Source organism: Methylobrevis pamukkalensis, assembly GCF_001720135.1.
GTDB lineage: Bacteria > Pseudomonadota > Alphaproteobacteria > Rhizobiales > Pleomorphomonadaceae > Methylobrevis > Methylobrevis pamukkalensis.
This window is the reverse complement of sequence record NZ_MCRJ01000229.1, coordinates 1-2323: the sequence shown is the minus strand read 5'-3', so window position 1 is coordinate 2323 and position 2323 is coordinate 1. Positions and strand designations below refer to the sequence as shown.

Sequence of the window (2323 nt, the reverse complement as noted above, 5' to 3'; positions counted from 1 at the left end):
GTCCGGCACCTACGGCAGCGCCGAGGGCGGCGAGGCCTACGGTGACGGCGAAAGCGGTGCCCCGTCCGACGGCACGGAGCAGACCGGCGAGGCCTTTGCCGCGCATGACGAAGGCCGATACGAGGAGACCCGTTACGAGGAGACCCGCGGCGGCGACGATCACGACGAAGGCACCGCGTCCTTCGACGGGTCCAGCGACGAGGCCTCTTCGGGCGACAGCGACGCGCATGGCGACGATGAAGCATCCGGTCCTGACACCGGCAGCGAGGCCCCGGCCTGGGTCGAGGCCGCGGCGGTCGAGACCGTGGACGGTTCGGACGAGGACGAGGCGGACGCCGCATCAGACGAGCCGTCCGTGACGCCGGCGGAGGCTTCCGACGCGGGCTCTGCCGTCTCCGAAGACGCAGGCAATGGCGACAGTGGCAATGGCGACACCGCCTCCGAGGGCGAGAACACCCCTGCCGCCGAGCCGGCGCAGGCGGCCGATGCCGCGCCCGCGCAGCGCCGCGGCCGGGTCGTCCAGCCCGAAGAGGACGACGACCGTCCGAAGCGTTCGGGCTGGTGGCAGCGCCGCTCCTTCTTCTGAGGAGCAACGCGGCGTCTGAACGGGCACGGCTTCTGAAGGAACACTGGCCGGTCACGGCCGGTTCATGAAACGATCCGCGATCCTCCTCGCGGCAGAACGGGCGCCAGTGGCGCCCGTTTTCCGTTGCGGACATGTGAACCGGGGCTGGAAGAACCGTGGCCAGCCCCTGCTCCGGTCAGCCGCGCCCGAGGCCCTTGGTCGCCAGTTCCTCCAGATAGTCGCGCCAGCGGCGGCCATGGTCGCGGCCGAGCTCGAAGAGATAGTCCCAGGTGAACAGGCCGCTGTCGTGGGTGTCGTCGAACGTGAGACGCACCGCATAGGTGCCGACCGGATCGACGCCGATGATCGCGACGTTGCGCTTGCCCGGCACGGTCTTGCGCTGGTCCGGCGTGTGGCCCTGCACCTCGGCCGACGGCGAGGACACCCGCAGATACTCGGCGGCCAGTTCGAAGGTCTCGCCGCTCTCGAAGCTCACGATCAGCGTCCTGCGATCCTTCGACAGCCGGATCTCGCTCGGCCAGGTCTTGTTCTCGGTCATGTCCATCCCTCGTCCGCAGGCCGTCGCCGGCCGTGATGTTCTCGTCGTCGATGACCACAACCGCCGTCGGATCGCAAGGGCTGCGTTGAGATCCGGCTTGCCGCGCCGGGCGCCGGCGACGACGTCACAGCCTTGATCGGCGTCTCACCGTGTCCTGCCGACGCTCCCGAAGCGTCGTTCAGGTTAATATATGGTTCCGGTAGAATTTGAGTCCAATTGCAGCCATGAAGATCGGCAGCAACGCCCCCACGACCCATACGGGCACATGCCCAGGCGGCGCGGCCCCCCGGAGCACGACGATGCCAACGAAGATCCACGGCGACCGCCACAACAACACCCTCCTTGGTACTGGCGCATCCGAAGCATCTACGGTCTCGGCGGCAACGACGTCATCTTCGGCGAGAGTGGCGACGACACCATCTACGGGGGGGCGGGGCGCGACAAACTGTTCGGTAGCTTCGGGAACGACACCTTCATTCTCCTGTACGGCGAAGGCGCCGACGAGATCGATGGCGGTTCTAATAGCCCCGACTATGAGAGAGACATTCTCGTCGCGGACTGGTCGCGGTCCTCGTCGCCCACGATCTTCGATCTTCGCGACACCGACGGCGACGGTGTCCACATCCTGCCAGACGGCACCACGGTGCGGGGCATCGAGCGCTTCGAGATCACCGCAGGCGCCGGCGACGATCGGCTGATCGGCAGCACCGGTCACGACGTTCTCGACGGCGGGGCCGGAGACGATACGCTGCTCGGCGGCGACGGGATGGACGAACTCATTTCCCGCAACAGCGGTGATGTCATCGAGGGCGGCGCCGGGGTCGACCTTCTTGTTCTCGATCGCCGGGGCACGACGCAGGCCCTCGTCCTCGACCTTCGCGACCCCTCCCTGACGCAAACTCTCGCCGATGGAACCACGATCAGCGGCATGGAACGTGTCGATTTCTACGGCGGCTCAGGCAACGACGTCATCCTTGGTGGCGCCTGGGCGATGTTCTACCCGACCGTGACAGACTCCGACACGATCTATGGCGAAGACGGCGACGACGAGATCCGCGTGATGTCCGGTTCTGCCCATGGCGGCAATGGCAACGATCTGCTGGTCTCAGTCGGAGGCTTCTTCTTGGAGGGCGGATACGGCAACGACGTCTTGAGGAACGACGGCGTCAGGAAGTGCTATCTCGTCGGTAACAGTGGTG

The 2323-nt window shown here is 66.7% G+C and carries 2 protein-coding genes and 1 pseudogene; 2 read left to right on the top strand and 1 reads right to left on the bottom strand.

What is annotated here, in order from left to right:
- Nucleotides 1–586: pseudogene (locus A6302_RS23280) on the top strand (hypothetical protein); the annotation flags it as partial.
- 175 nt (nt 587–761) lie between these two features.
- On the opposite strand, the gene A6302_RS20065 reads toward A6302_RS23280, so the two are convergent.
- A complete protein-coding gene (locus tag A6302_RS20065; RefSeq protein WP_069308493.1) occupies nt 762–1124 on the bottom strand; it encodes a gamma-butyrobetaine hydroxylase family protein in 363 nt (120 codons plus the stop codon).
- 265 nt (nt 1125–1389) lie between these two features.
- Here A6302_RS20065 and A6302_RS20060 point away from each other — a divergent pair.
- A partial coding sequence (locus A6302_RS20060; RefSeq protein WP_280939495.1) for a calcium-binding protein occupies nt 1390–2323 on the top strand: 934 nt, incomplete at its 3' end.

What these genes read in the sequence shown, in the direction of transcription:
- A6302_RS20065 (WP_069308493.1), bottom strand. Translation starts at nt 1,124, where the DNA reads ATGACCGAGAACAAGACCTGGCCGAGCGAGATCCGGCTGTCGAAGGAT.